Genomic DNA, 23531 nt, shown 5'->3' with positions numbered 1-23531 from the left:
GTGGTCAGCCCTCCAGGACCGTGCGCAGGTCCCACAGGGTCCGCCAGGTGGCGGAGCCCTGCTCGGCGCGCCGCCGGACCGGGCCGTCCCAGTAGCCGCGCAGCCGGGCCGCGTCCGCCGGGTCGTCCTTGCGCACGACTCCGAGGAGGTGGCCCGGGAGCAGGCCGAGGACGTCGCGGTCGCCGGGGAAGTAGGCCGCGGCCAGGCCGAGCGCGCCGGCGACCGCCACGGCCTCCGCCGTGCTCATCACGGTCGACGGCCGCTCCACCTCCCAGCCCTCCGCCGAGCGGCCCTCCCGCAGATCACGGAAGGCGGTGACCAGTGCCTCCAGCACGGCGTCGTCGACCTGGAAGGGCGCCCCGGCCCGCTCCACCGACGCCCGGGCCTGGCCGCGCACCAGCGCGGTCTCGGCGTCGAGGTCCGCGATGGGGCCCACCGTCTCGAAGTTGAAGCGGCGCTTGAGCGCGGCGGACATCTCCGAGACGCCCTTGTCCCGCAGGTTGGCGGTGGCGATGAGGTTGAACCCGGGCGCCGCGTGCGCCAAAGCGTCGTCGCCGCCCGCCAGTTCGGGTACCGCGATCCGCCGCTCCGACAGCAGCGACACCAGGGAGTCCTGCACCTCGGGCAGGCAGCGGGTGACCTCCTCGACCCGGGCGATCGCCCCCCGGGCCATGGCGGTGAGCACCGGTGACGGGACGAGGGCCTGCCGGCTGGGCCCCTGGGCGAGCAACAGGGCGTAGTTCCAGCCGTACTTGAGCTGGTCCTCGGTGGTGCCGGCGGTGCCCTGGACGACCAGGCCGCTGGTCCCGCACACGGCCGCCGACAGCAGCTCGGACAGCAGGGACTTGGCGGTGCCGGGCTCGCCGACGAGCAGCAGGCCCCGCTCACCGGCGAGCGTGACGACGCACCGCTCCACCAGAGCCCGGTCGCCGACGAACTTGCCCGAGATCTCCAGGCGCCGCGGCACCCCCTCGGGCACGGCGGCGTCCTCGGGCAGCGGCAGCGCCCGGCCGCCGCTGCCCATGACGAACGTGACGACGGCCCGGGGCGTGAGCCGCCACGCGGGCGGTCGCGGACCGGTGTCGTAGGCGGCGAGGAAGGCGAGTTCGGTGGCGTACCGGTCCTCGGGCGGGACGATCTGTCGGGTGGCGTCGGGGACGAGGACGGTGGTCATCGGCGGGTGTCCTTCGGCGTGGTACGAGCGGGGATCGGGGAGAGGAGGGTCATCGGCGCCGCCCCCTGCGCGTCGCCCGCGTGGTCAGCTCCTCGTACGCGGGGGCGTCGCCGGCGCGGACGCGGTCCCAGGCCCGGGCGAACAGCTCGGGCACCGGCAGCAGGGGCAGGGCACGCCCGTGGCCGAGAACCGGGTACAGGCTCTCCTTCCAGGTCTCCACCGGCAGCGCGGGCGCCTTCAGGTCGCGCCAGCCGCAGGGCAGGAAGAGGGTGCGTCCGGCGCGCGGCCGCTTGGCCTCCACGACCAGGTCGGTCGCGGCCAGTTCCGTGCGGGCCTTCTTCGTCCGGGCGGGCTTCCAGCCGGTCCAGCGCGCGCGGTTGCGGTCCGTCGGGTCGGGCAGGGCCAGCAGCTGCAGGTAGAGCGCGGCCGCGTCCTCGCCCAGACCGTGTGCCGCGGCGACCTCGGCGACCAGCTCGGGCACGCTGACCGAGGGGTCCTGCGCGTAGCCGGCCGTCCCGTCGGCAGCGACCGCCCGGGCCGCCTCGTCGCCGAGCAGCGTGCGCAGCGCGTGCAGGCCGTGCCCGCGCGCGCCGCCGACCAGGCCTTCGAGCAGCCCGAACACGGCGTCGTCCGGCCCGCTGAGCGCGGCGGGGCGGATCAGGACCGTCTCCGTGTCGCGGTACCAGGGGCGCAGCACGATCGCCTCGCCGGCGCGGGTGAGCCGGTGCGCGTCGCCGCCCCCGGTCGCCGGCAGGCCGTAGGCCTTGCGCAGTTCGACGGCGGTCGAGCCGCCCTTCTCCGTCCACTCGACGTCCAGGTCGAGCAGCAGCTCCGGGTCCGCCAACCGGCGGCGCAGCGCGGCCAGTCCGCCGGGCAGGTGGGCGCGCAGCGGGTGGCCGTACGGCAGAACGTAGGCCAGCGCGGCCAGGGCGGTGACGGCCGACGTCAGGTCGTGCCGGCTCGGTATCGCCTCGGGATCCGCCCAGCCGAGGCCGCCGTCCTTGCCGGGCCGCAGCACGGTGGTGCGCGCCAGCCACGGCGTGCGCTCCGGATTCAGCACCTCCTCGGCGTACCCGGCGCCCACGCCCGCGAGGTCGGCGCTGATCTCCTCGGGGACGCGCACCAGGGAGCCGAGGCGCTCCGCCCACACCCGGCCCGCGGCCTCGGTGTCCGGTCCGCAGGTCCACAGCTCGACGGGATCGGCCGGCAGCAGGGCACCCAGAAGCGCGGTGCGGTCGTCCAGGTCGAGGACCTTCACCCGGGACTGGCCGAACTCGTTCTGCCGGGCCTTCAGACCGATCGTGGCGAGCCCCTCGACGCCGGGCGCGGGGGGCAGACCGGCCAGCAGCACGGTGGCCTGGAGCGGACCCAGCGCGCCGCCGGTCGCCGCCACCAGGCGCTCCGGTGCCTCGGTGTGCCAGTCGGCGGCGCCCTTGTCCCGGATCAGCCGGGTGACCGCGGCGAGGTCCTCGGCGGAGATCGCCGGAGTGTGCCGGACCTCGCTCTCCAGCACGAAGTGGGCGACCGCACCGAAGGCACCGGACGGATCGTGGTCCAGCGCCAGCCAGTTGACGCGGGCCCGCTCGCCGTCGATGTTCTGGCAGCCGAGGATCACCACCGTGCGGCCCTCCCGGCGCAGCACCTGGCCGGTTCGCTGCTGCTTGTCGTGCGGCTCGCTCAGCACGATCTCGCGCAGCGCGCCGCGGGCCACCGCGAGCGGCCCCTCGGTGACCGCCTCGAAGAGCAGGAGCAGGGGTTCGCGCTGGGCGTCGGTCAGCGCGGGCGAGGCGGCCCGGAGGGCGAGCGCCCGCAGGACGCCCAGGACGGGAGGCCAGACCATGCCGATCCCGGGGACGGTGTGCTCGTCGCTCAGCCAGCCGCCGGCGAGGGCGGCCAGGTGCCCACGGCCGGGCAGCGGCTTGCCCTCGGCGGGCTTGCCGGACAGCACGTGGTTCACGGCGCGGACCTGCCGCAGCACGCTCCACCGCTCCCCGTACCACCAGCCGTGCAGACCGGCGATCCCGGACAGCGCGTCGTGCAGGGTGCGGTCCTCACCGTGCCGCGGCCTGTAGTCCGCGAACATCTCCTCGGACCCCGCGCGGGCCTCCCGGGGCCGCTCCTGCGGAGGAGTGGCGAAGGTGGTGGCCGACTCGGTGAGGCGCAGCGCCACGCGCACCAGCGAGACCACACCGGTGAGCAGCCGGCCGTCGCCGATGCCGGGCAGCGCGCGGGCGACGGCATCACGGGCGACCGCGTCCGCGGCCGGTACGGCGGCCTTGGCGGCCTCGTCCGAGCCCGCGCGGGCCAGCGCCTCCTGCCGCTGCGCCAGGGCGTGGGCCGTCACCCGCAGCAGCTCCGCCGCCTGCTCGTCGGTCAGGGCGCGCAGCACCGCCGAGCCCTGTGCGTCGCGCGGACGCAGCGCGTGCCAGTAGGGGAGCGGCGGCACCAGACGGGTGCCGGCGGCGTACTCGCTGCCGCGCTCAGTGGGCGCCACCCGGCCCAGCTCGCCGTCCGGGGAGGTGTCGTCCGCCGCGAACAGGGCGACCTGCCGGATCACCTGCGCGGCGACCGGCTCCGCGCCGCCGGGCAGCCGCAGTGCCCCGAGCGGCGCCGCGCCCGCCCGGCCGCCGTACTCGGTGGGCACGGAGACGACACGCCCGTCGGGCGTCCCGGCGGTCCTGCGGGCCCCGGCACCCTCGCCCTCGACGCGCACCCAGCGGCCCAGCACCCTGCCGTCGGTGCCGAACGGGCTGTCCTCCAGGCCCGGTTGCAGCGGCAGCACCTCGCAGAAGCCGGGCTGCAGGGAAGCGTCCTCACGGATGCCCGACCGCAGCAGCTCCGGCAGGGACGCGCGGCCGTGCGTGCCGGTGGCCGGGTCGTACTCCAGCCACACCGTCTCGCGGCCCTGCCGGCCCCGTCGCCAGTACGTGGTGCCGTCGCCGATCACGTCACGGCTCGGCGGCAGGACCGTGTCCCCGGGGTGCAGGGCGCGGCCGCCGGTGGCGCGACCGCCGCCGGGCAGCGGGATCGAGGCGGTGCCGGTCTCGTGACCGGACCACCAGCCGGGGATCTGCTCGCCGCCCAGTTCGAACACCTCGGTGGGCCGGGCCGACCAGTAGCCGCAGCTCTTGCTGCCCTGTCGCCACATCACCAGCAACTCGCCGTCCACGTACCGCAGACGGGGACGCTGCCAGCGGTCCGGCTGCTGGGGCAGGCGCAGGTGGTGGTCGAGGAGGATCTTGTCCGGGCCGACCACGACCGCCCGCTGCCGGCGCACCAGGATCAGCGCGGGCCACGCCTCGTGGAGGGTCACCGTGTTGTCCTCGCCCTTGCGGAACTCGGCGTCGAGCAGTTCGAGCGCCTCGTCCAGGGCGGCCCAGCCCAGCTCGTCCAGGATGCCGGCGCGCAGGGTGCGGCCGAGCAGCGGCGCCACCTCGTGCGAGGCGACGCGGGCGACGGCATCGGGTCCGGCCTCGGCGGCGACCGGCCGGAAGGGCCGCAGCCGGTCCAGTGCCCTGCGGGCGCCGGGCAGGCCCACCGCGCGCGTGAAGTCCCCGGCGGCCTCGTCCAGCCACTCGCGCAGCACGACACTGAGCACGGGATGGGCGGCGACGGCCTTCAGCAGCGTGGTGCTGTGCGTGTCGTTGCCGACCGTGCCCACGGCCTGGTGCAGCAGCCGCCGACAGCGTGGTTCGGCCGCGACGGCCACCAGGTCGCGGCGGCCGGTACGGGTGTCCTTCAGCCAGTCGGCCAGCGGCAGATGCACGTTCGCCTCGGCGCCGGGCACCGTCAGTGGGACGCCCTCGGCGACGCAGAGGTCCAGCAGGTCGAGGTCGGCGCCCGCGTGCCAGCGCCCGGTGAACAGGTTCACGGGCCGGCCCGCCGCCCGCAACTGCGGTGCCATGCGGGCGACCAGCGCCAGCGTGGCCGGCGAGCGGCGCGAGAAGGAGCCGCCGTGCTTGCGGAAGGACGCCCAGCGGCTCAGCCAGTCGGCGGGATCGACGCCGTACTCCCCAGCCGCCTCCGCCTCGGTCAGCAGGCGATCGGCCCCGCACTCGGCGAGCACCGACAGCCAGAACTCGTCGTCCTCGACCTCCCGGCCGAGCCCGGCCGGCATGATCTCCAGCAGCCGGGCCCGCACGGCCGGCTGCCGTTCGACGAGGACGGGCAGGACGGCGCGGTAGGCGTTCCAGAAGGACGCGGGCGCCCGCACGGCGGCGGGGGAGGCGATCAGGTCGGCGACCAGGGCGCACTCCTCGGTGTCCCGGTCCAGGCCCGCCGCCTTGATCAACCCGCGCGCGTCCTGCGGCAGGGAGGCGTACGGCGGCATGCCGGCCGCGCAGCGCTCCACCGCCAGCTGCCGGAACTGCGCCCACGCGGCGGCCGGGTCGAGACGCCGGGCCAGGTCCCTGACGTGCTCCTTGAGGGCCTTCACGGTCAACGCCCCGGCGAAGGCGAACTCCAGGAACACCGCCCGCTGCCGTTCCTCGTCCACGGCGAGGGCGTGCACCCGCTCGGCCTCGCGGGCCTTGCCGAAGAACGCGGCGGCGTACGTGGTGTTCTCGTGTTGCAGGAAGACCCGCGCGGCCTGCTCGTAGAAGGTCGGCAGGAAGTGCGGCACCGCCCGCCCGAGCCGCTGGCCGAGCGCCTCGAAGCCCTCCTTGGCGGTGCCGGGACGGGACTTGGCCTGCCGGGCGAGCCGCTCGACGTCCTTGACCAGGGCCAGCGCGTGGTGCCCGTTCGCCGGGTCGTTGACCAGCGCCCAGGCCGGGAAGCCCAGGGTCTCCCTGCGCACCTGCCCGACCTCGGGCGTCTCCGGCGCGCGAGCCAGCCCGAGGAACTCCAGCGCCAGGTCTTCGGCCTCGCCGAGCGTGCCCGGCACCAGGCGCACCACCTGCCGGCCGTCGAGGGCGGGGTGCGTGTAGACGCGGACGGTGAGACTGTCGGCGTCCTCGCGCGCGGTGCTGCCCGGCGGCAGCACGGCGCCGGCGTCGAGCAGCGCGCCGAGGGTGGTCTCGTCGTGCCCCGTGGTCCCCGTCATGCCGCCTGCTCCTCGTCCTGGATGTCCCGCCCGGCGTACAGCGCGGCGGCCATGCGCATGCCCTCCGACCAGGCGACCGGCCCGATCCGGCCGAGCTTCAGCACGCGGCCGGCCGGATCGGCCCACACCAGCGGGCCGGTCTCCGTCTCCTCGTAGCTGTCGTAGTCGCCGACCCAGACACGGGCCTCGACGGCGCGTCCGTCCTCCAGGACGGGGCACACCGCGTTCCCGCCGCGCACGCGGTAGCCGAGCTGGGCCGCCCGGCCGTGCAGGAAGCGCAGTTCCTTGTACGAGCCGCCCGCGTACTCCTCCACCTGCGTGCCGTCCGCGTCGAGAACGGCCGGGCGGTGCCAGACCTCGCGGAACAGCTGCTGGGCGCGCTGCTCGACGCCGAGCTCGACGGCGAACTCCCGCAGCTCCTCGAGGTCTTCGAGGAGGACCGGGTGCGGGATGCGGACGAGGTCGGGGGCGATGTGCACGGTGTCGCCGTCCAGGTCGACCAGGCCGAGGCCGCGCTCGGGGCCGGCGTCGCGCAGGAAGCCGGCCACCCGGCCGTCGTCACCCGTGACCACGAGGTCGCGCAGGGCCGCCTGCCAGGCGGGGTCCGGCCACACCCGGGCGACGACGGCGAGCGGCACCGGCAGCGAGCGGACCATCCACCGCTCCACATCGGCCAGGCACTGCCGCTCGTGCCGCTCCAGCCACTCGGCGAGCTGCCTCAGACCCACGACCGCCGGATCGTCGGTGAGCTTCGCGGGCACGGACTTCAGCCGCCGCCCGGCCGCGTTGCGGCACACCACCTTCCCGCCGTCGAGGGCGACTTCGTAGTCGCCGGCCGGCACCCACCCCATACATGCCTCCCCGCATGCGCAGTGATCAAGTGACCGGAACTCTAGGGGAGGCCACTGACAATGCCGTCCGTGCCGCCGGGGCACGGCCTGCGGGCTGAGTGAGGATCAGGGTGCGGCGGGCGTCAGGCGCCCTTGTTCTGCTGCTCCCGCTTGACGTTCTTCAGCCGCGCGCCTTCCTTGCGGACCTCCGCCTGGGTGGCGCGCTCCTTCTCCAGCCACTCAGGGCGCTCCTGCTTGAGCGCCTCGATCTGCTCGGTGGTCAGCGCCTCGGTGACGCCGCCGCGCGCGAGACCGGCGATGGACACGCCGAGCTTCGCGGCGACCACCGGACGCGGGTGGGGGCCGTTCTCCCGCAGCTCGCGCAGCCACTCGGGCGGGTTGGCCTGCAGTTCGTTCAGCTCGGCGCGCGAGACCACGCCCTCCTGGAAGGCGGCGGGGGTGGCGGGGAGGTACACACCCAGCTTCTTCGCCGCGGTCGCGGGCTTCATCGTCTGGGTGCTCTGCTGCGAACTCATGAGGTCAAGGGTATCGGCCGGGCGCGGGCGGCCCGACCACGGCCGGTAACCTGGCCTGGTGACAGGCTCGGAGGAATCACCGTCGTTCCGGCTCGCGTACGTTCCCGGAGTGACGCCCGCCAAGTGGGTGCGGATCTGGAACGAGCGTCTGCCGGACGTCCCGCTCACCCTCGTCCAGGTCCCGGCCGCCGAGGCACCGGAGGTGCTGCGCGCGGGGGAGGCCGACGCGGGGTTCGTACGGCTGCCGGTCGACCGCACCTTCTTCAGCGCGATCCCGCTCTACACCGAGACCTCGGTGGTGGTCGTCCCCAAGGACCACCTCGTCACGGCGGCGGAGGAGGTGACGCTGGCAGACCTCGCCGACGAGGTGCTCTTCCATCCTCTCGACGACGTGTTCGACTGGGACAGTCCGCCGGGCGAGCCCGCCTTCGAGCGCCCGGCCACGACCCCGGACGCGATCGAACTGGTGGCGGCGAACGTGGGCCTGCTGGTGGTCCCGCAGTCCCTGGCCCGCCTGTACCACCGCAAGGACCTCACCTACCGCCCGGTCGTCGACGCGCCCCGGTCGTCCATCGCGCTGTCGTGGCCGGAGGAGGCCACCACCGACCTGGTGGAGGACTTCATCGGCATCGTCCGCGGCCGCACGGTCAACAGCACGCGCGGCCGTACGACGGCGCAGACCGGGGCGCAGACGAGCCAGAAAGGGAAGCACCCGGACCAGGACGGTTCCCGCCCGAAACAGTCCGCCGCCAAGCAGTCGGGCGCCAAGCCCGCGGGCCGCGTCGCACGGGGCCGCCCGGGCACCGGGGGCACCAAGCCGGCCAAGCGGGGGAAGCCGCGCCGGAGGTCTTGAGGGAGAGCGCGGGGCGGTCGGCGCGACCCGGCCCAGGACCCTGCACGGTCCCGCGCGCCGGCTGCCGGGGGCACACTGCGCGCCGGCTGCCGGGGCAGGCACCTTGCGTGCCGTGGTTGGCGGTGCTGGGTCTCCGAGTGCCCACCACATCCCCGCCGCCGCACCTCGCTCCGCCCCCTGACCGGCCACGCGGCGGCCCTTGGCCCGAGCGTCGGCTCCCGGCCTTGGCCCGATCCCTGGCTCCCGGCCTGATCGCTGACCCTGGGCCGAGCCCTGCCCCTGGCGCGAATGCGGTCGCTGAGCGGTCCGGTTCTGTGGCCCCGGTTCCTTCATGTCGTGCCGGAGCCGGACAGGTTCCGAGGTCTCTCAAGCCCCCGGCCGGAGCGCCTCCTCCGTGCCGCCCTCCGCCGAGCCCCGGCGGGCCTCTGCCTCGGCCCTCGCCGGATCCGGATGCACCCGTCGCTCGCGGAGGTCCGCGACGGCCAGTGTCAGGGCGAGCAGGGTGATTCCCACGGCGGTCAGCAGCCCGAGTTGCAGGGCCGTGCCCGCGCGGCCGTGGTTGGCCAGGTGGGCGAAGTACACCGCGCCCACCACGGCGATGCCGGCCGCCGAGCCGACGCGCTGGCCGGTCTGCAGGACGCCACCGGCCGCGCCGGCGCGGTGGACCGGAACGCGGGTGAGCGTGAGGGTGGTGTTCGGAGAGACCGTCAGGCCGGAGCCGATCCCGCCGATGAGCAGCGGCAGCGCCGCGGCCCAGCCCACCCCCCGCCCCGGCACGAACTGCACCGCGAGCACTACGCCGAGCAGCCCCGCCGCCACCCCGCTCAGCCCGATGACGACCAGCCTGCGGCCGAACCGCACCACCAGCCGCCCCCCGATGGCGGCGCCGATCGCCGAGGCGGCCGCGAAGGGCAGGACGGTGAGTCCCGCCGCCAGCGCGCTGTAGCCGACGGCGTTCTGCAGGTACAGCGAGAGGACGAAGAACACCGTCGTGAAGCCCGCGAAGTACGTGAAACTGACCAGGGCGCCCAGCGTGAAGGACCGCAGGGAGAACAGGCTCAGATCGACCAGCGGCGCCCGCCCGCGCAGCCCCTGCCGCCGCTCCCACGCCCAGAAGGCGCCCAGCAGCAGCGCGGCCACCGGCAGCATCGACCACTTCTCCCGGCCGGTCCACTGCTGCTCCTGCACCAGCGGCAGCATCAGCGCGAGCACACCCGAGCCCAGGAGCAGCACCCCGAACAGGTCGAACTCCTCCCGCTTCCCCGTGGCCGGAGGGAACCGGGGCAGCAGCCGCAGCCCCGCGACGAGCGCGAAGACGCCGATGGGCAGGTTGACGAAGAACACCCAGCGCCAGCCGTCGTCGGTGCCGACGGCGTCGATCAGCAGACCGCCCGCGAGCGGCCCCACCGCCGTCGACACCCCGATGACACTGCCCAGCAGCCCGAACGCCTTCGCCCGCTCGGAGCCCTGGAACATCTGCTGGATCAGCCCCGAGGTCTGCGGCGCGACCATGCCCGCCGCCGCGCCCTGGATCAGCCGGAACAGCACCAGCCAGAAAGCACCGGGCGCCAACCCGCACGCCGCCGACGCCACCGTGAACAGGGCGAGCCCGACCAGGAAGGCCTGCCGCCGCCCCCGCATGTCGCCGAGCCGGCCCGCCGGGACCAGCGCGAGCCCGAAGGTGAGGGCGTACCCGGAGACCACCCATGACTGGTCGGCCTCGGAGGCGCCGAGACCGCGTTCCATCGAGGGGAGCGCCACGTTCACGATCGAGGTGTCGAGCAGCGAGATGAAGCCCGCCGTCAGACAGACTCCGAGCGCCTTCCACCGCCGGTCGTCGGGGGCGGGCCGGGCCTGGACTGTGGTCATGGGGTCACGCTAAGCAGCCGCCCGGCTTCCCGCACGGCGGAAGTGTCTCCGCCCTGCACGGCGGACCGCTTCCGCCCGCACCGCGGAACCGCTGCCGCACGCGTCGGCCCGGGTCCTCAGGCCTCCCGCACCGCCGCGGCCCCCTCCGCACAGTCGCCGAGCCAGGCGTAGGCCGACTGGGCGGTGAACTCCGCCTGGCCGCCCCGCAGCAGCAGCGCGGCCGTGGCGAACTCGGGGGCGTCGGCCTGTGCGGCCACGTAGGGGATGGCGATGCAGCGCATGCCGGCCGCGTGCGCGGCGGCCGCTCCCGGCGCCGCGTCCTCCAGGACCACGCAGTCGGCCGGTTCCGCCCCGAGCCGCCGGGCGGCCTCCAGGAAGACGTCGGGGGCGGGCTTGCCGCGCGCCACCTCCTCGGCCGACACCACGGTCCGCAGATACGCGTCCAGTCCCGTGCCCGTCAGAATGGCCTCGATGGCCTCGGGGGAGGAACCGGAGGCCACGGCCATCGGCACCCCCTCGGCGGCCAGCAACTCCACGAACTTCCGCATCTCCGGGTACGTGTGCGTCCGGGTGCGGGCGAGCTGCAGATAGCGACGGTTCAGCTCCGCGAGCAGGTCGCCGGCCGGGGCGCGCAGGCCGTAGCGCTCCCGCCAGAGGACGACCGCGTCCGCGTTGCCGATGCCGACGTACGCCTCGTTGTCCTCCCAGGTGAAGTCCGGGACACCGTGCTCGGCCAGCGTCTGCCGGCTCGCCTCGTAGTAGTTCGGCTCGCTGTCCACCAGCGTTCCGTCGAGATCGAAGATGACCGAGAGTGCGCCGAACGTGTTCATGGCCTCCAGCATGCCCGCTGTCAGTCGCGGGCCGCCCGCCCGACGGACTCCACCAGGGGCAGCAACCGGTGCGGCACCCGCTCCCGCAGGGCCACCTCGGTGCGGGTGCGCACCACGCCCGGCAAGCTGATCAGCTTCTGGATCACGTCCTCCAGATGGGCGTTGTCCCGGCCCACCACCCGGGCCAGCAGATCCCCGCCGCCCGTGATCGAGAACGCCTCCACGATCTCCGGTACGGCGGCCAGCGCGTCCCCCACGTCGTCCAGGTGGCCCTGGGTGACCTCGATGTGCACGAACGCCAGCACCGGGTGACCGAGCGCGGCCGGGGAGAGCGAGGGGCCCGTGCCGGTGATGACGCCGTCGCGTTCCATACGGTCCAGCCGCGCCTGGAGCGTGCCCCGGGCGACGCCGAGGATCCGGGCGTACTCGCGCACGCTGGTGCGCGGCTGCTCCAGCAGCAGCCGCAGGATGCGGGTGTCGAGTTCGTCCACGCTCATGTCGCCGACAGTACCAATGGCTCAGCATCCCCCGGGTCTGCTGTGCCGCCCGACCTGGGCCATTTGCCTGCGCGTGGACGGTGGAGGGGTCGAGAGACTGTGCCAATGGACCAGTGATCCGGCCGCCACTTGAGCCACCGACCTCTTTGATGCTCTCATGGGCATGTCGATGGCGCTGCGGATCCCGCGGCGCCTTTTCTGTGCCGGTGATCACCGTGATCGCGGGTGATCGGGTGATCTCCGGGTTCGCCGCATCCGCCGGTGTTCCCGGCGTACCCAGGGGAGGGACTCAGTGCTGAAGAGGATGTTCGTGGCTCCGGACCCGGGGCGGGCGCGGCTGCGCTTCGCCGCGCGGGCCGTCCTCGGCATCGCCTTGGCGGTCGTGGTGTGCGAACTGGCGGGACAGTCACTCGTCGGCGCCGTCACCGGCGGCCTCGCGGCACTGCTCGCCCTGTTCACCGTCACCGACGCCACCGTGCGCGGACAGGCCGTCACCACGGCGCTGCTCCCGGCCGTCGGCGTGCCGGTACTCGCCGCGGCGGCCGAGCTGCACGCCTTCCCCGTGGCGCGGGACCTGGCCTTCCTCGCCGTGGTCGGCGCGGGCGTGTACGCGCGCCGCTGGGGCCCGCGCGGCCACAGCCTCGGCGTCTTCGCCTTCATGACCTTCTTCGTGGCCCAGTTCCTGCACGCCACCCCCGGACAGCTTCCCGAGCTGTACGCCGCCGTCCTGCTGTCCGTGCTCGCCGCCGCAGCGGTGCGGTTCGGCCTGTGGTGCTACGAGCGCCGGCTGCCCCCGGCCACCGCGCCCGCACCGCCCGGCGGCACCGGGCTCGCCCGCGTGACCACGCGGCAGGCGGTGCAGGCGTTCACCGGCGCGGGGTTCGCGCTGGTCGCGGGACAACTGGTGTCCGGGCAGCGCTGGTACTGGGCGGTCGGCGCCACCTGGTGGGTCTTCGTCAACACCGCCTCGCGGGGCGAGACGCTGGTCCGCGGCTTCCGCCGGGTCCTCGGCACGGTCGTCGGCATCGGCCTGGGGCTCCTCGTCGCCGTCCCCGTGCACGGCGCGCCCCTGCCCACCCTCCTCCTGGTCGCGGTCTGCGTCTTCGGCATCTTCTACACGGCCGCCGTCTCCTACACCTGGATGATGCTCTGGGTGACCCTCCTCGCCGAGCTGCTCTACGGCCTGCTCGGCGTCCTGAGCCCCGGCCTGCTCGCCCTGCGCCTGGCGGAGACCGGCGTCGGCGCCCTCGGAGCCGTGCTCGCGGTGCTGTTCGTGCTGCCCGTCACGACCCACGCCACCACCGACGCCTGGATCCAGCGTGCCCTGCGCTGCGTGCACGCCTGCACCGCGGAGGCGGCCGCCCGGCTGGCCGGCTCGGCCGGCGCCGACCCGGCCTCCCGCGTGGCGGAGCTGGAGGGGCTGCTCGGCCGGGTACGGCTGTCGGTCGCGCCGCTCGTGCACCCGTTGAACCCGATGCTCGGCCGCAAGCGGCGCGCCCGCCGGGTCCTCACTCTCCTCGACGACTGCGCCCGCGAGATCCGCGGCCTGGTCGCGGTCGCAGCCGACCCCGAGGCCTCTCACGACGCCCGCCTCGCCGCCGCCTGCTGGCGGGTGGAGGCCGCGGTCGAGGCGCTCACCGAAGGCGGCTCCGAAGACCTCCACCGGCCCGAGGAGGCCCCGGCCGAACCCGCCCTGGCCCACCTGCACGGTGTCGAACGCGCGCTCGCCGAGCTGGCCGAGCCCCTGCGCGCCCCCACGGGCTCCCGTCTCGTCGGCGCCTGAGCGGGGCATGAGGCGGGGCATGAGCCGTGACGCCGGCCTGAGCCATGGTGGGTGCCTGCGCGTCGGCCTGAGCGAAACGGCCCCGCTTGGTCTAGACCGAACCTGATCGACTGCTACCGTCGGCACTGGCGCGGACCGAGAGGGGACAGCGGTGGCAGAGGGCGGCAGGCGGTACAGGGCGTTCATCGGGTCGTTCACCGCGGCCGGCGGTCCCGGACTGGTCACCGCCGAGGTCCACCCGGGCAGCGGCGCCCTCACGCTCACCGGCAGCCTCGGCACCGTCCCCGACCCCTCGTACCTGGCCCTGTCCCCGGACGGGGCCATGCTGTACGCGGTCAGCGAGACGGCGGAGGGCGCCGTCGCCGCTTTCCGCGTCCGCGGCGACAAGCCCGAGCCGGCCGGACCGGCCGTGCCGGTCGACGGCAGCGGCCCCACGCACCTCAGCGTGTACGCCGGGCACGTCCTGACCGCCAATTACGGCTCCGGCAGCGTCACCGCCGTACCGGTGCGCCCCGACGGCACCCTGGCAGCGCCCTCCGGCGTGCTCCACCACACCGGCTCCGGCCCGCACGACCGGCGCCAGCGCGGCCCGCACGCCCACCAGGTGCAGCCCGACCCCAGCGGCCGGTGGGCGGTCAGCGTCGACCTCGGCACGGACTCGGTACGGGTGTGCACCCTGGACGGCGGCGTCCCGGCACTGCACCGCGAGTTCGCGCTGCGCCCCGGCTCGGGCCCCCGCCACCTGGCCTTCCACCCGGACGGCGAGCACGCCTACGTGGTCAACGAACTCACCCCGACCGTCACCGTCTGCCGCTGGGACGCGCGCGGCGGCTCCCTGAAGCCGCTCGCCGAGGTCCCGGTCCTGCCGGGCGCCCCGGCGGGCGACGCCCACCCCTCGGGCATCGTCGTGGCCCCTGACGGCCGCTTCGTGTGGACCGCGACCCGTGGCGAGGACGTGCTGTCCGTGTTCGCGGTCCAGGCCGACGGGCTCCGGCTGACCGGTACGGTGCCGTGCGGCGGCCACTGGCCCCGCGCCCTGGCCGAGCACGCCGGCTTCCTCTACGCGGCCAACGAACGCTCCGGGGACGTGACCTGGTTCGCCCTGGACGAGCGGACGGGCCTGCCCCGCTACGACGGCTCCGTGGAGGTCACCGCGGCCTCCTGCGTGGTCTTCGGCTGACCCGGGACTCGGCGCGAGCCGTCCGCAAGCCGCTCCGGACAGGGCGAAGGGCCCGCTCCAGCCGGGGAAGCGGGCCCTTTCGCGTGCTGCGGGTGCCGTGCCGTGTCAGCGGACCGGCGTGCCCTGCGCCTGCTGCGGGGAGATGCCCAGCGCGGTCGTGTACTTGGCGAGGGCCAGCTTGCCGATCGCTGGGTAGGCGCCGAGCGCCTCGGCCGTGGCGCAGCCCGCCTCCTCGGCGGCCGCCATGAGCAGCGCGGCGTCGATCTCCGGGCCGATCAGGTACGGAGCGAGGGCCAGCTGCTGCGAGCCGGAGGAGCGGAGCTGATCGGCCACGGAGGCGATCGAACCCTCCTGGTCCAGGGCCGCCGCCATCACCGGCACGGCCAGACGCGCGGCGAGCAGCATGCCGGTGATCCCGGCCGCCTGCACGGCCTCGTCGCCGCCCACGGAAGCCAGGATGATGCCGTCCGCCGCGGTGGCCACCGTGAACAGGCGCGCACGGTCCGCGCGAGCCAGACCCGCTTCGGACAGGCGCACGTGCAGCGCCTCGGCGAGCAGCGGGTGCGGGCCGAGCACATCGGTCAGGTCGGCCGCGACCCGGCTGTCCATCACGGACTGGCGGATCTGGCGCAGCAGCGAGCTGTCCGGACCGGCCAGCAGCGGGACGACGACGGCGACCGGGCCGTCGGGCTCCTTGACCTCGACACCGGCCGCGAGGGCCTGCTCGAAGCGGGCGGTGCGCTCCTCGGCGGCCCGCGACAGGACGGCCTTCAGGCTCGGGAACTCGGCGTCGTCCCCGTCCAGGTACCCGATCCGGGCGTCCAGGCCGGGCAGCTCGGAACGGGCGATGCTCACGACCTCCTCGGCGAGGCCGCGCGTGGCGGCACTCGGCACGCCGGGCACCGCGAGGACGAGCGCGGGCGCGCCCTCGGGAGCCACCAGCGGTTCCGGTCGGCGGTGCCGTCCGGGCTGGCGGGGTCGCGGCATTCGTACTGGCAGGCCGGACACGGGCCCAGTGGGGGAGCTCATGGCGCCGCATGTTACTGGCTTCTTGGGCTCCCCTGTTCGGGGAGGGTGCAGGTGAGCGGTATCCGTCCGGTTTTGTCTGATGAGTTACGTCCTCATCGCGCATGTTTCGGGCATGTGCCGGACAGATGTGCGCCGAACAGGGTCAATCACGCTTGTCGGAACCAGGGAACCCCGGAGCACCGAGAGGCCGCGCAGCCCGTTCCGCTCATGCGGTGAAGACGCAGAGCAGGGTGGGTTCGGCCGGCAGGGTGAGCCGGCCCGCCGCCAACTCGTGCGCGATCCGCACGCACCCGTGCAGCGGGTCACCCGCTGCGGGCACCTGCCGGGCGTGCGGCAGCCGCTGCCTCAACTCCTCGGCCAGTGGTACGAGAAGAGGGGCACCCATCTTGGCGAGGCCACCGGTGAGCGCCACTTCGGGCTCGCCGGACACCGGGCACACGGCGGCGGCGGACTCGGCGGCGGCGCGGGCGGCCGCGCGCAGAATGCCGCCGGCCACCGGGTCGTGCGGGGCGCAGTCGGCCACCCGGGGCGCGAAGGAGGCGAGCACGGCCGGGCGGTCGGAGCGGGGATAGAGCAGGCCGGGCAGCTCGCGCACCGGGCCGAACTGCTCCTGCGCGCAGGCCAGCAGCGGCGCGGAGCCGCCGGCGCGGCCGTCGTGGGCGCGCAGCGCCGCCTCCAGTCCGGCCCGGCCGATCCAGGCCCCGCCCCCGCAGTCGCCCAGCAGATGACCCCAGCCGTCCGCCCGCCGCCAGCCGCTCAGGTCGGTGCCGATCGCGATCAGGCCGGTGCCCGCGGCGACCACGGCACCCGGACGCTGTCCGAGCGCGCCGACGTACGCGGTCACCGCGTCGGCGGCGAGCGCCACGGTCCGCACGCCCAGCTCGCGGGCGAGCGCGCCGGGCAGTTCGGCGCGCAGGGCGTCGCCCAGGGAGGCGAACCCGGCGGCGCCGACGACTGCCGTCGCCGGCTCGCTCAGTCCGGCCCGAGCCGTCAGCGCACGGGCGAGCGGCACCAGTTGGGTCATCAGGTGCGCGGGATCGATCCCCCGGTCACCGGTGCGCACCGGCTCAGCCGTAGCCGCCTCGGCCGACGGTTCCCGCCCCCGCACGCCGACGGCGACCCGGAGGCCGGAGCCGCCGGAGTCCACGGCCAGGTAACCGGGGACGGTCACGGCAGGCGCCGGTCCACCGGCCGTCCGCCCTGCTGGATCAGCCGGCCCGGCAGCGGACGTGCCTGGAGCGGGACCGCGGGCGACAGGCCGACGGCGTGTGCGGGAGTTCCGGGGTCTGCGGATCGAGGACGAGGGGCTGACCAGGCATGGTGACCATGGCGGAGTGGCTCGGTCCCTGGACGCAAGAGGCACCCCTCCTTCCCGGTGACCGGCCGCGTGATCTGCTCGACCGGTTCGAAGGTCTCGACGAGGAGGAAGAGTAGCGCCCGCGGCGGCGGCCGTGGGGGAGGGCTTCCGCGTGTGTGCCGGGGCACATCGCGTGCCAGTAGAGTGACGCACCGTGGCACCACGACCGTTGCATGAACTTGTTGAGGCAGGCTGGGCGAAGGCTCTCGAACCTGCGGCTGAACGCATCGCTGCGATGGGGGACTTCCTCCGGTCCGAGATAGCGGCGGGACGGACCTATCTCCCGTCCGGGGCGAATGTCCTGCGGGCCTTCCAGCAGCCTTTCGACGACGTCCGTGTCCTGATCGTGGGACAGGATCCCTACCCCACACCCGGCATGGCGATCGGGTTGAGCTTCGCGGTCTCGCCGGAGGTGCGTTCGTTGCCGGGCAGCCTGGAGAACATCTTCCGGGAGATGCACTCCGATCTCGGTCTGCCCAGGCCGTCGAACGGCGATCTGACGCCGTGGACGCGGCAGGGTGTGCTGCTGCTCAACAGGGCGCTGACGACGGCCCCGCGCAGCCCGGGCGCCCACCGCGGCAAGGGGTGGGAGGAGGTCACCGAGCAGGCGATCCGGGCGTTGGCCGCCCGGGGCCAGCCGCTGGTGTCCATCCTGTGGGGCCGGGACGCCCGCAATCTGCGGCCGCTGCTGGGGGACCTTCCGGCGATCGAGTCCGCACACCCGTCCCCGATGTCGGCCGACCGCGGGTTCTTCGGCTCCCGTCCCTTCAGCCGGGCCAACGACCTGCTGCTGCGGCAGGGCGCCCAGCCGGTGGACTGGCGCCTGCCGTAGGGCACGGCCGTCATTTCGCCGGCCGGCCCCTAGCCGACCAGGCGGCGGCGCCAGTCCAGGGGGCTGACGGTGATGGCCCGGCCGGGGTCCTGGTCCCACTCGGCGTGGAGACCGACTGCTTCGAGTGCGGCCACGACCTCGTGGCCGATGGCTGCGGTGGTCTCGGACGAGCCGTCGAAGCCGCCGTACAGCAGCATCAGTCCGTGGCCGGCCGCGGCGGAGTCCGTGCACTGCGTGTGGAAGTAGACGAAGCCGCGGGCGTCGGGCCCGCCTTCACCGCCGATCTCGGACTGGCCACAGCTGCGGCAGCAGGTGAAGTTCTCGCGGGCCGTGATACCGCTGTCCTCAAGGGCGGTGAACGCGCGGGTCAGCCGCTCAGGGTCCGTCTCGCCCCGCCACGAGGCCTGCTCCGCGACCCGCTCCAGCCACAGCCGGTCGGCCAGCGCCTGTGCCTGCTCGCGCGAGACGGGCCGACGGTCCTTGGTGACCAGAAACTCCTCGGCGAGCTCGGCCAGTTCGGCGCGCGAGGCGTAGCCGCCGACCAGCACTTCACGGACGCGCCGCTCCAACTCCTCACGCTCGTCCTCGCCGAGGTCGAGCGGCGGCACCTCGCGGGCGGGCCCCATGTCCAGCAGCGACCAGGCCGGCCCCACCTCCCATCCGGCCTCCTGCCGGGCCCAGCCGGTAAGCGCCGCAATCACGGCTTCCGGCCCGTCGACCGTCGCCTGGAAGTGCCGGTCAGCGGCACCGTCCCGGTACTCCAGCGTGTAGTCACCACCGGCCTTGTGCCAGACCTGGGCGAAGACGTCGGGCAGGTCGGGTATGCGCTGGACCACCAGGAACCGGTCACCGTCGCCACCGATCCGCCGGACCAGCCCTGCCAGCTCCTCGGCGGACACACGAACGTGCCGCTCCCAGTTCTCCGTCTTCACCACGATCTCGAGCATGCGCAGACTCTGACACACCCCTCTGACAACGGACCTCCGGGACCCGACGCACCTGCTGCTGCGACGGCCGCATTGGCTCACCAGGCCGGATCTGGCCGAGACGTTCAGGTCGGAGGACGGCGTCGAGTCGCCTCCGGGTCGGTCGGTGCCTCGTGGAGGCCGAGGAAGCGCACCGTCATCGTGCCGCCCTCCGGTACTGCGCGAGGACGGCGGCGCCCACCCGGTCGGCCGACACGCACTCCAGGTCGGTGCGCGGCCCGTCGTCGGGGAAGAGCCGCCGGCCGGTGCCGAGGACCGTGGGGAAGGTCAACAGGCGGTATTCGTCGATCAGGTCCTCGGCCATCAGCGCGTGTACGACGCTCAGGCTGCCGGTGACGATCACATCGCGCTGCTCGCGCTCGACCGCGTCGACGAGGCCGCCGTCGACGACCCGCGAGTTCGCCCATGCCGAAGTGTCGGTCAGCGTCCGGGAGGCGATCAGCTTCGGTGCCGCGTTCATCCGTGCGGCGAACGGGGTGTCCCGTCCGGGCCAGATGCGCGAGAACAACTGCCACGTCGTACGGCCCAGCAGCAACACCCCGTCGTCGAGCGTGCTTCCGAGCCGGAACTTGTCCCCGGCGACCGCCTCGGGGCCGTGCCGGAAGGCCCAGCCGCCGGTCGGGGTTCCACTGGAGCCGTCCGGGTCGGACACGATCCCGTCCAGGGTGATGAACTCAATGACGATGACGCTCACGACGAGTTTCCTCTCGGCTTCGGTCGATGCTCGCCGGTACATACCGGCGACACCGGCTCCACTCATCGCGTCGCGCGAAATTCCTCGGAAGAAATCTGCCGGGGCAGGCCGAACGCCTGGAACACCTGCGGGTCGGCGAACACGACGTTGCGCCGGATCCGGCCGCCGGTGACCGTGAAGACCTGCAGGGTGTGCAACCGATGCCCGCCGCCGGGCTCCGGCGCGTACGCGGCGAGCGCGGGCTGCCCATTGGCGGCCAGAGGCGTCATGCGCCAGCCCGTCCCCCGCATCGCGAACACGCGTTCCATGAAGCGGCCGTAGTCGCGGCTGCCCCGATACCACAACGGCACCGGTGGCATCTCCAGGACCGCGTCGTCGGTGAGCAGTTGCACGAGCGCGGGGACGTCGGCCGCCTCGAACGCCCGCACATACCGCTGAATCACCGCGCGTGCCTCGGGATCCGACGGCTCCGTGACCTCCTCCACGCCGCCCACCTCCGCGAGGGCGGCACGGGCCCGCTGCAGTGCGCTGTTGACGGCAGCGGCGGTGGTCCCGAGCTGCTCGGCGACCTCGCTGGCGCTGAACTCCAGTACCTCGCGAAGCATCAGCACGGCTCGCTGCCGCGGCGGCAGGGCCTGCATCGCCGCCACCAGCGCGAGCCGCAGGTCGGCCCGTACGTCGGCGTCGAACCGGGCGTCGGGGAACGGCTGCAGCCAGGGGATGTCGAAGGCCGGGGTGAGCGGCGCCCCGGGATCCCCGCTCGGCGCGCCCAGCCCGGACGGCAGCGGCCGCCGCGGCCGCCCCTCCAGCGCGGTCAGGCATGCGTTGGTCGCGATCCGGTACAGCCAGGTCCGTACGGACGCGCGTGTGCGGTCGTAGCGGTCGCGGGCCTTCCAGGCGCGCAGCATCGTCTCCTGGACCAGGTCCTCGGCCTCGTGGAACGAGCCCAGCATCCGGTAGCAGTACGCCACCAGCTCACCCCGGTACGGCTCGAAGTCCACGGGTCCATCATGGCCCCTCGGGGCACCTCGCACCGGAGGACACCGGGGGTCAGCCGGCGCAGGGGTTGCCGCCGAGCCAGGTGGTGGCGTCGATCGGCGGTAGCCGGCGGGTACGACAACGCCTGGCCCTGCACCGATCAGTGCCAGTCGCTGATCTTGACGTCGTGGGGCGCGGGCTCGCCCTTGCCCGTCTCGACCAGCTTCTTGAGGCTCATCAGGAAGATCGCCCACTTGGTGCTGCAGTGGTACATGAACTCCACCGGCTCCTTCCAGCCCTCGTGCCGGAACAGCACGATCGTGAAACCGTCCTCCTGCTTGAGCTCGAAGCGGATCCGCGTGCCGATCCACTCCTCGGGACCGTCGAGGACCTCCCAGAGCACGAGCTCGGCGGGCCGGGTCTCCAAGACCTTCATGTCGAACCCACCGGGCTCGAAGCGGAACCTGATCACTCCGCCGGCACCGGTGTCGCCGTCCGTGTCCTGCGTCCACCAGCCCGCCAGCCCATCGACCGTGGTCAGGGCCGCGTAGACGGCGTCGGGGGGCGAGGTGACTCCGATCCTGTGCAGGATGTCCACCATCTCGGTACCTCTTTCTCGTGCGGGCGCCCGTGTGCGGGCGCCGGGTCGTCGGTGCCGCCTCGGCCGGGGCGGCGTGCGTTCGGGAAGGGTCAGCCCTGCCGGTCGCGCTGGATCGCTTCGGCGATGTGCTTGATGCGCTGCAGCCGGGCGTCCCAGGCGGTCCCGACCGACGACAGTTGCGCGACCGCACGGGCGAGCTGGGCCTCGTCGACCTCGTAGCGGCGCTCGCGTCCGGACGGTGTGCCGTGGACCAGCCCGACCCGGTCGAGTACACCGAGGTGTTTGGCGACCGCCTGCCGCGTGACCGGCAACTGCTCGCTCAGGGTGGTCGCCGTCCCGCTGCCGGTCAGCAGCAGGTCGAGCATCCGCCGGCGTATCGGGTCTCCCACGGCCGACCACAGCTCGTCGTCCACGGTCGCGCTCATCGCGTCGACACCAGCCGCGCGACGTAGGTGACGAGGCGGGGCAGGAAGTGGTCCCACCCGTTCACGTGATCGCGGTACTGCTCCTCGAGTACGGCTGCCTCCCAGCCCTTCTCCCGGAAGCCCGTCTCGGTGAAGCGCAGCAGGGTGCCCTTGCCCGACGGGATCAGCTCGAAGGTCACCAGGAGTGAATTGGCCGGCGTCGCGACCTCACCCTCGTCGTACACCCAGCGGAAGGAGAACCGCCGGGGCGGGTCGGCCTCCTCCACCGTCACCGACACGACGTGCGCCTGCGACGTGGTCCGGTCGCCGAACGAGATGACCCCGGTGGCGCCGGGCACCGGATCGAGTTCTGCCTCGTCGGGCCACCACTGCCGCAGGTGTCCGGGCGTGCTGATGACCTCGTAGACCACCTCGGGCGTGGCGTCGATGTGGATCTCCCGCTCGATGCTGCCGTACTCCATCCCGCCTCCTCCTCTCGCAACCTTTGGTTGCGTATCACGCTAGAGCAACCCGCCGGAACGCGCAACCTTTGGTTGCTCTAACGACATGTCCGCAGTCGACGGGTGGGACTGCTCGGCGTCTCGACGCCCGCACCGCCCACCCGCCGCGGAGGATCTCTCGCGGGCGGCGAGTCGGCGATCAAGCCACGACCGGCGCCGACCGAGGCGACCGGACCGTCGGCCCCGGCTGACCGCCGCCGCGCTCACCTCGTTGCCGAGTGACTGCCCTGGGCCCGGCCACAGCGACGTCAGCCGATCACCGCCGCCCGCACGCACAGCACGTCCGGCAGATGCGAGGCCAGCTGCTGCCAGCTGTCGCCGTCGTCGGCCGAGGCGTACACCTCGCCGTTGCGGTTGCCGAAGTAGATCCCGGCCGGGTCCGCGTCGTCCGTCGTGAGCGCGTCGCGCAGCACGGTGCCGTAATGGTCCTCCGCCGGCAGGCCCTTGGACAGCGGCTCCCAGCTCCGGCCCGCGTCCGCCGTGCGGAAGACCCGGCAGCGGTGCTCCGCGGGCACCCGGTCGGCGTCGGCGTTGATCGGGAACACGTACGCGGTGTCGCCGCGGTGCGGATGGGCCGCCACCGCGAAGCCGAACGTCGACGGCAGGCCGGCGCCGATGTCGCTCCAGTGCGCTCCCGCGTCGTCGCTTCTGTACACCCCCCAGTGGTTCTGCAGATACAGCCGGTCCGGGTCGCCCGAGTCCCGGGCCACCTTGTGCACGCACTGGCCGAACTCCGGGTCGGGATCCGGCAGGAACACCGCCGACACACCGGAGTTGGACGGCGACCAGCTCGCCCCGCCGTCCGTGGTGCGGAACACTCCGGCGGTGGAGACGGCCACCGTCACCGCCCGCGGGTCGCGCGCGTCGGTGAGCACCGTGTGCAGGCCCTCACCGCCGCCGCCCGGCACCCACCGGGAGCGGGTCGGGTGCTCCCACAGCGGACGCACCAGCTCGAAGCTCTCCCCGCGGTCCTCCGAGCGGTACAGCGCGGCCGGCTCCGTGCCCGCGTACACCACGTCCGGCTCGGCGGCGGCCGGGTGCAGCTGCCAGACGCGCTCCAGCGAGGCGCCGGTGTCCTTGGGGAACTTGACGGCGGGCCGCGCCGGTTCGGTCCAGGTGCGGCCCAGGTCGTCGGAGTGGAACACCGACGGGCCCCAGTGCGCGCTGTCACCGCCCGCCAGCAGCCGCGGTGTGCTGCCGCGGGTGTCGATGGCGACCGAGTAGACGGCCTGCGCGTTGAAACAGGGACGGTCGTCGAACTCCCAGGTGCCATTGCGCCGCCGCCCGATGAACAGGCCCTTGCGGGTGCCCACGGTGAGCAGGACCTCGGTCATGCCGATCACCTCCGGGACGTCTTCGTCCAGGTCGTCGTCAGATACCGGTCAGTCTGCACCCCACCACTGACAGTCAGCCGTGCAAGCCGTGTCATCGCAGGTCAGCGCGGTGGCGTATGTTCGCCGCGGAGATCGGCCGGTTCTGTTGCGGCATGCGCCTGCGGGAACCGGGTGACTCGTGCGACCGTCGGGTGACGGCTCG

General features: G+C 74.0%; 20 protein-coding genes. 4 read left to right on the top strand and 16 right to left on the bottom strand.

The window, feature by feature from the left end:
• Positions 1–4 precede the first annotated feature (4 nt).
• The 4 genes from ACZ404_RS02110 to ACZ404_RS02095 form a co-directional block, all read right to left on the bottom strand.
• Positions 5–1174, bottom strand: a complete 1170-nt coding sequence (locus ACZ404_RS02110; RefSeq protein WP_468435346.1) for an ATP-binding protein — start codon at positions 1172–1174, stop codon at positions 5–7.
• Positions 1175–1223: 49 nt separating this feature from the next.
• Positions 1224–6215: a hypothetical protein gene (locus tag ACZ404_RS02105; protein WP_468435345.1), complete on the bottom strand. Its 4992-nt coding sequence runs from the start codon at positions 6213–6215 to the stop codon at positions 1224–1226.
• Positions 6212–7066 carry a DUF4132 domain-containing protein gene (locus ACZ404_RS02100; RefSeq protein WP_468435344.1) on the bottom strand — a complete coding sequence of 285 codons (855 nt, stop codon included), beginning with the start codon at positions 7064–7066 and terminating at the stop codon, positions 6212–6214. Before ACZ404_RS02100 ends, ACZ404_RS02105 begins: the two co-directional genes overlap by 4 nt.
• A 122-nt stretch (positions 7067–7188) precedes the next feature.
• Positions 7189–7581, bottom strand: coding sequence for a DUF5997 family protein (locus tag ACZ404_RS02095; RefSeq protein ID WP_468435343.1), 393 nt, complete (start codon positions 7579–7581; stop codon positions 7189–7191).
• Between the two features lie 58 nt (positions 7582–7639).
• Here ACZ404_RS02095 and ACZ404_RS02090 point away from each other — a divergent pair, with 58 nt between their 5' ends.
• Complete coding sequence (locus ACZ404_RS02090) at positions 7640–8434, top strand: LysR family substrate-binding domain-containing protein (protein ID WP_468435342.1); 795 nt, start codon at positions 7640–7642, stop codon at positions 8432–8434.
• 366 nt (positions 8435–8800) lie between these two features.
• Here the strand turns inward: ACZ404_RS02090 and ACZ404_RS02085 are convergent, their stop codons facing one another.
• The 3 genes from ACZ404_RS02085 to ACZ404_RS02075 form a co-directional block, all read right to left on the bottom strand.
• Positions 8801–10303, bottom strand: coding sequence for an MFS transporter (locus tag ACZ404_RS02085; RefSeq protein ID WP_468435341.1), 1503 nt, complete (start codon positions 10301–10303; stop codon positions 8801–8803).
• A gap of 116 nt (positions 10304–10419) precedes the next feature.
• Entirely contained in the window at positions 10420–11133 is a 714-nt protein-coding gene (locus ACZ404_RS02080; protein ID WP_468435340.1) for an HAD family hydrolase, read from the bottom strand.
• 20 nt (positions 11134–11153) lie between these two features.
• The gene (locus tag ACZ404_RS02075; protein WP_468435339.1) at positions 11154–11630 is read right to left on the bottom strand and encodes an Lrp/AsnC family transcriptional regulator; all 477 of its coding nucleotides are present in this window, start codon (positions 11628–11630) and stop codon (positions 11154–11156) included.
• Positions 11631–11922: 292 nt separating this feature from the next.
• Between ACZ404_RS02075 and ACZ404_RS02070 the strand changes: the two genes are divergently transcribed.
• Both ACZ404_RS02070 and ACZ404_RS02065 read left to right on the top strand, forming a co-directional pair.
• Positions 11923–13413 carry an FUSC family protein gene (locus tag ACZ404_RS02070; protein ID WP_468435338.1) on the top strand — a complete coding sequence of 497 codons (1491 nt, stop codon included), beginning with the start codon at positions 11923–11925 and terminating at the stop codon, positions 13411–13413.
• Between the two features lie 151 nt (positions 13414–13564).
• Positions 13565–14593, top strand: a complete 1029-nt coding sequence (locus tag ACZ404_RS02065) for a lactonase family protein (protein WP_468435337.1) — start codon at positions 13565–13567, stop codon at positions 14591–14593.
• 105 nt (positions 14594–14698) lie between these two features.
• Here the strand turns inward: ACZ404_RS02065 and ACZ404_RS02060 are convergent, their stop codons facing one another.
• On the bottom strand, positions 14699–15622 hold the full coding sequence (locus tag ACZ404_RS02060) for a sirohydrochlorin chelatase (RefSeq protein WP_468435336.1): 924 nt from the start codon (positions 15620–15622) through the stop codon (positions 14699–14701).
• A gap of 205 nt (positions 15623–15827) precedes the next feature.
• Positions 15828–16793: an N-acetylglucosamine kinase gene (locus ACZ404_RS02055; RefSeq protein ID WP_468435335.1), complete on the bottom strand. Its 966-nt coding sequence runs from the start codon at positions 16791–16793 to the stop codon at positions 15828–15830.
• A gap of 340 nt (positions 16794–17133) precedes the next feature.
• Here ACZ404_RS02055 and ACZ404_RS02050 point away from each other — a divergent pair, with 340 nt between their 5' ends.
• The gene (locus tag ACZ404_RS02050; protein ID WP_468435334.1) at positions 17134–17811 is read left to right on the top strand and encodes a uracil-DNA glycosylase; all 678 of its coding nucleotides are present in this window, start codon (positions 17134–17136) and stop codon (positions 17809–17811) included.
• Positions 17812–17840: 29 nt separating this feature from the next.
• Here the strand turns inward: ACZ404_RS02050 and ACZ404_RS02045 are convergent, their stop codons facing one another.
• The 7 genes from ACZ404_RS02045 to ACZ404_RS02015 all read right to left on the bottom strand — a co-directional run bounded on the left by ACZ404_RS02045 (position 17841) and on the right by ACZ404_RS02015 (position 23329).
• Positions 17841–18758, bottom strand: coding sequence for a DUF6891 domain-containing protein (locus ACZ404_RS02045; protein ID WP_468435333.1), 918 nt, complete (start codon positions 18756–18758; stop codon positions 17841–17843).
• Between the two features lie 175 nt (positions 18759–18933).
• Positions 18934–19491: a dihydrofolate reductase family protein gene (locus tag ACZ404_RS02040; RefSeq protein WP_468435332.1), complete on the bottom strand. Its 558-nt coding sequence runs from the start codon at positions 19489–19491 to the stop codon at positions 18934–18936.
• A 62-nt stretch (positions 19492–19553) separates the two neighbouring features.
• Positions 19554–20492 (bottom strand): sigma-70 family RNA polymerase sigma factor, encoded by a 939-nt coding sequence (locus ACZ404_RS02035; protein ID WP_468435331.1) that lies wholly within the window; start codon positions 20490–20492, stop codon positions 19554–19556.
• A gap of 137 nt (positions 20493–20629) precedes the next feature.
• Positions 20630–21070, bottom strand: coding sequence for an SRPBCC family protein (locus ACZ404_RS02030; RefSeq protein WP_468435330.1), 441 nt, complete (start codon positions 21068–21070; stop codon positions 20630–20632).
• Positions 21071–21159: 89 nt separating this feature from the next.
• Positions 21160–21495 carry an ArsR/SmtB family transcription factor gene (locus ACZ404_RS02025; RefSeq protein ID WP_468435329.1) on the bottom strand — a complete coding sequence of 112 codons (336 nt, stop codon included), beginning with the start codon at positions 21493–21495 and terminating at the stop codon, positions 21160–21162.
• Positions 21492–21956: an SRPBCC family protein gene (locus tag ACZ404_RS02020; protein WP_468435328.1), complete on the bottom strand. Its 465-nt coding sequence runs from the start codon at positions 21954–21956 to the stop codon at positions 21492–21494. Before ACZ404_RS02020 ends, ACZ404_RS02025 begins: the two co-directional genes overlap by 4 nt.
• A 287-nt stretch (positions 21957–22243) precedes the next feature.
• Positions 22244–23329: a WD40/YVTN/BNR-like repeat-containing protein gene (locus ACZ404_RS02015; protein WP_468435327.1), complete on the bottom strand. Its 1086-nt coding sequence runs from the start codon at positions 23327–23329 to the stop codon at positions 22244–22246.
• Between the last annotated feature and the right edge of the window lie 202 nt (positions 23330–23531).

The sequence above is a fragment of the Streptomyces sp. NPDC030798 genome, assembly GCF_055572275.1.
Note: the sequence above shows the minus strand (reverse complement) of the source record. Positions and strands in the feature narration are given on the sequence as shown.

Coding starts and splice junctions, on each gene's coding strand:
- ACZ404_RS02110 (WP_468435346.1), bottom strand. CDS start 1,174: ATGACCACCGTCCTCGTCCCCGACGCCACCCGACAGATCGTCCCGCCC.
- ACZ404_RS02105 (WP_468435345.1), bottom strand. CDS start 6,215: ATGACGGGGACCACGGGGCACGACGAGACCACCCTCGGCGCGCTGCTC.
- ACZ404_RS02100 (WP_468435344.1), bottom strand. CDS start 7,066: ATGGGGTGGGTGCCGGCCGGCGACTACGAAGTCGCCCTCGACGGCGGG.
- ACZ404_RS02095 (WP_468435343.1), bottom strand. CDS start 7,581: ATGAGTTCGCAGCAGAGCACCCAGACGATGAAGCCCGCGACCGCGGCG.
- ACZ404_RS02085 (WP_468435341.1), bottom strand. CDS start 10,303: ATGACCACAGTCCAGGCCCGGCCCGCCCCCGACGACCGGCGGTGGAAG.
- ACZ404_RS02080 (WP_468435340.1), bottom strand. CDS start 11,133: ATGAACACGTTCGGCGCACTCTCGGTCATCTTCGATCTCGACGGAACG.
- ACZ404_RS02075 (WP_468435339.1), bottom strand. CDS start 11,630: ATGAGCGTGGACGAACTCGACACCCGCATCCTGCGGCTGCTGCTGGAG.
- ACZ404_RS02060 (WP_468435336.1), bottom strand. CDS start 15,622: ATGAGCTCCCCCACTGGGCCCGTGTCCGGCCTGCCAGTACGAATGCCG.
- ACZ404_RS02045 (WP_468435333.1), bottom strand. CDS start 18,758: ATGCTCGAGATCGTGGTGAAGACGGAGAACTGGGAGCGGCACGTTCGT.
- ACZ404_RS02030 (WP_468435330.1), bottom strand. CDS start 21,070: ATGGTGGACATCCTGCACAGGATCGGAGTCACCTCGCCCCCCGACGCC.
- ACZ404_RS02025 (WP_468435329.1), bottom strand. CDS start 21,495: ATGAGCGCGACCGTGGACGACGAGCTGTGGTCGGCCGTGGGAGACCCG.
- ACZ404_RS02020 (WP_468435328.1), bottom strand. CDS start 21,956: ATGGAGTACGGCAGCATCGAGCGGGAGATCCACATCGACGCCACGCCC.
- ACZ404_RS02015 (WP_468435327.1), bottom strand. CDS start 23,329: ATGACCGAGGTCCTGCTCACCGTGGGCACCCGCAAGGGCCTGTTCATC.